At 30.1% G+C, this 4,110-nt stretch carries 5 protein-coding genes; 4 read left to right on the forward strand and 1 reads right to left on the reverse strand.

The window, feature by feature from the left end; all coding sequences use genetic code 11:
- The 4 genes from VK998_RS10770 to VK998_RS10785 form a co-directional block, all read left to right on the forward strand.
- Positions 1-823: ABC transporter ATP-binding protein (locus VK998_RS10770; RefSeq protein WP_325228160.1), on the forward strand; the 823-nt coding region annotated here is incomplete at its 5' end.
- Entirely contained in the window at positions 820-1,779 is a 960-nt protein-coding gene (locus VK998_RS10775) for an ABC transporter ATP-binding protein (protein WP_325228162.1), read from the forward strand. The genes VK998_RS10770 and VK998_RS10775, both read left to right, overlap by 4 nt.
- A 203-nt stretch (positions 1,780-1,982) precedes the next feature.
- On the forward strand, positions 1,983-2,864 hold the full coding sequence (locus VK998_RS10780; protein WP_325228164.1) for a YitT family protein: 882 nt from the start codon (positions 1,983-1,985) through the stop codon (positions 2,862-2,864).
- 173 nt (positions 2,865-3,037) lie between these two features.
- The gene (locus VK998_RS10785) at positions 3,038-3,499 is read left to right on the forward strand and encodes a ribonuclease H-like YkuK family protein (RefSeq protein ID WP_325228166.1); all 462 of its coding nucleotides are present in this window, start codon (positions 3,038-3,040) and stop codon (positions 3,497-3,499) included.
- An 82-nt stretch (positions 3,500-3,581) separates the two neighbouring features.
- Here VK998_RS10785 and VK998_RS10790 read toward each other — a convergent pair.
- Positions 3,582-4,110: GNAT family N-acetyltransferase (locus VK998_RS10790; protein WP_325228168.1), on the reverse strand; the 529-nt coding region annotated here is incomplete at its 5' end.

The following is a 4,110-nucleotide window of genomic DNA, read 5'->3' on the forward strand; positions in this document are numbered from 1 at the left end:
GTCTAAGATAATATATAATGGAAAAGAAGATGTAGTAACAATGCCTAAAAAAAGGCTTATGTCCTATAGGGGAGAGGATGTAAGTATGATATTTCAGGACCCTATGACTTCTCTAAATCCTACAATGACTATAGGAAAACAAATAATGGAAGCATTAAAAATTCATAGAAAATTGAAAAAGGAAGCGGCAAAAAAAGAGGCTATTAGGTTGTTAGAGCTTGTAAACATACCTAATGCCAAGGATAGGGTAAATGATTATCCTCATCAACTTTCTGGAGGAATGAGACAAAGGGTAATGATAGCTATAGCTTTGTCTTGTAATCCAAAGATTTTAATAGCTGATGAGCCTACAACTGCTCTTGATGTTACTATACAAGCTCAGATAATGGATTTATTAAATGAATTAAAAGATAAGTTTGATACTGCAATAATATTAGTAACGCATGATTTAGGGGTAGTTGCAAATTTTGCTGATAAAGTACAGGTAATGTATGCTGGACAAGTACTGGAAAGAGGTTCTAGAGATGAAATATTTTATGATAGTATGCATCCATATACATGGGCTTTACTACAATCAGTGCCACGTTTAGATACTAAAAGCAAAGAGGAGCTTTATACATTAAAAGGTACACCACCTGATTTAATATTGCCATTAAAAGGATGCCCTTTTGCTTCCAGATGTGAATATGCAATGGAAATATGTTTAGAAAGATCTCCAGAAGAAACAAGCCTTTCCGATACACATAAATTAAACTGTTGGTTGCAACATCCAAATGCACCTAAAGTTAATAGACCTATAGGAACTGGAGGTGAGATAAAATGAAAAACGACAATTTAATAGACATTGTAAACTTAAAAAAATATTTCCCAGTAGGAAAAAACAAGATGTTAAAGGCAGTAGATGATGTAACTTTTAATATAAAAAGAGGAGAAACTTTTGGTTTGGTTGGTGAGTCTGGTTGCGGTAAAACAACTTGTGGAAGAACTGTAGTAGGTCTTTATAAGCCAACTGATGGCAAAGTATATTTTGATGGAGAAGATGTACAATCTTTGTCTGGTAAAAAGAAGTTAAAGTTTAAGAAAAGAGCGCAGATAATATTTCAGGACCCATATGCTTCTTTAGATCCTAGGATGACCGTTGCTGAAATTGTAGGTGAAGGTATGGATGTGCATTTTAATTATAGTAATGCTGAAAGAAGAGAAAAAATAAATAGACTTTTAAGTATTGTTGGACTAAATCATGAACATGGCTCCAGATTTGCCCATGAGCTTTCCGGCGGTCAAAGACAAAGAATTGGCATAGCAAGAGCCTTGGCGGTAGAGCCTGATTTTATAATGTGTGACGAACCTATATCAGCTCTTGATGTATCTATTCAGGCACAAATTGTCAATTTGTTGATCAAGTTACAAAGGGAAATGGGCTTAACATATTTATTTATATCTCACGATTTATCTATGGTAAAGCATATTTCAGATACAATAGGTGTAATGTATCTAGGTTCAATGGTTGAGATGGCACCAAATGAAAAACTATATTCAAAGCCACTTCACCCATATACTCAAGCTTTGACATCTGCAATTCCTATTCCTGATCCCCATGTAGAGGATAATAAGGAAGTTATAAAGCTAGATGGAGAAGTGCCTAGTCCTGTAGACATACCTTCTGGATGTAAATTTAGAACAAGATGTAGATATGCTAAGGATATTTGTAAAGAAGTCGTTCCAAAACTAAATGAGATAGAGAAAGACCATTTTGTAGCATGTCATTTATATAAATAAATTAAATGCACAAAGCACAATATATAGTAAAGTGGTTTGTAATTGCTTCAAAAAGTAGTTTATTTTCTAAATAATTGTGAATTGTGAATTTTTTCTTATGAAGAGCTTTGGCTCTTTTTTTTTATACAATTTACGAAAAAAATGTTATTATAATATTATAATACCTAAGTAAAAATATATTATCATATGTAAAGGAGATAAAAATGGCTAAGAAATTTGCAAAAAGTTTTAAATCTAAAGATATGAAAGGGTTATTACAAAAATTAATATTTATTATAATAGGAAATTTTCTTTGTTCTATAGCTTTTAACGTATTCTTTATACCTAATAAACTTTTAAGTGGTGGAGTAGGTGGCTTAGCAATAATAATACAGTATCTGACAACTCTTCCTGCTGGTATATCTGTATTTTTGATCAATATTCCTATATTTGTAATAGGTACTAAAATGATTGATAGGGAATTTGCTATATACGGATTTATATCTATGTTAGTTTTATCATTTTTATTGACTATAACTAATGGAATTGGTGAGTATTTTATAATAGATGATATTCTATTGGCTTCAGTATTTGGGGGAGTATTTAATGGCATTGGTATGGGGTTAATGTTCCGAAATAGAGTTTCTCAGGGTGGGTTCGATATAATAGCAGCAATTTTAAGGATAAAATATAATGTAAATATTGGTTCTGGGTTAATGGCGGTGAATACAGTAATTATATCTCTTTCATCATTACTATTTGGATATAAATCTGCCATGTATACATTAATTGGCATGTATATAGGATATAGGATATTGGATAAAGTTCAAACTGGATTCAATGTAAAGAAAAATATAATAATAGTATCAGAAAAATCAGAGGAAGTAGCAAATGCCATAATTACAAAATTGCACAGAGGGGTTACTTTTCTAGAGGGTATGGGAGGATATACAAATGAAGACAAAAAAGTTATATATTGTATTGTTACTTCTAGAGAGACTGCAACGTTGAAAAATATAGTAGAGGAAATAGACCCATCTGCTTTCTTTACTATAAATGATGTGGTAGAAGTACAGGGAAGTGGTTTTAAAAATGTAGGTATGTAGTTGTTCTCTTTAAGTAGATTGTTTTATTTAAAAGAAGGAAAAAATAAATTTTTATCGAATATTATGAGTATAACAATAAACTATTAAGGAATTATATAAATTATAGAAATTTTACAAATGATAATATTAAAAGTCTATATAATTAGACATGGATCATAGAAAGAAGGGAAATAATGTATAGTCCAACTTATGGTAAAATATCTTATGAAAAAATGATAGAAATAATCAAAAATTTCATAGAGAAATCTCCTGATAGTATATATAATATTTCCGTAGGAACAGATAGTCAAAATTTTCATTATACTAAAACAGTTATTGTTGTAGCCGTTCATAGACTAGGAAGTGGTGGTATATTTTTCTATGATATTAAATCTGTTAAAAGGATAAATAATATAAGTCAGAAACTTTTTTTTGAAACGAGTACTAGTTTAGATATAGCAACTAAACTTTCTGAAACATTACAAAATGAAGGTATAGACTTTGGAATCAATATCCATGTAGATGCTGGCAAAAAAGGACAAACATCCAAACTAATACCAGAAATTGTAGGATGGATAAAGGCTTGCGGATTTGGCTGTGAAACGAAGCCGAATTCTTATGCTGCTTCATCAATAGCCGATAAATACACTAAATAATTATATAATATGAAAGTCCTCCTAAACAAATTCAATTATTTAGGAGGACAGAATTTTTATATGGATATTTTTATAGACTTCTTTATAATTTTCTATGATAAATTATTGTAGTATATAATTTTTCGTGGAAATTTTCATATCTAATTCCTGCTAATTTATATTTTTGTTTCATAGCAAATTCCATTGAGGCAAAGTTAGGTTTAGGTGCTAGTATAGTTTCTGAAAACATATTTGTAATTCCCAGATTTAAAGCTTCCTTCCTAAACTTTTTAAATAATTCGCTACCTATGCCATTACCTGTTAAATTAGATTTTACTGCAATTTTTTCTAATATAACAAACTTTTTTAGTGTATCTTTATTAAAATCATCTTTCCATTTGGTATCAAAAATCCAATTAGGCTCAATATCAAGCCATTGTTCTTTAGTATATGCTAATAGGAACCCGAGTATCTTATCTCGCTTTTTAACTACGAAAAACAATTTTGATCTATCTATATCATTTTGAAATTTTTTTGCATGCTTTTCTTTATTTTTAAGGTAGTTATCCATTAAAAACCCTTGTTTGTGGTCATGTTTGTTTTTGCCAACAGATGAAGCTACCTTTATAATT

It is taken from the genome of Schnuerera sp. (assembly GCF_035459645.1).
GTDB lineage: Bacteria > Bacillota > Clostridia > Tissierellales > Tepidimicrobiaceae > Schnuerera.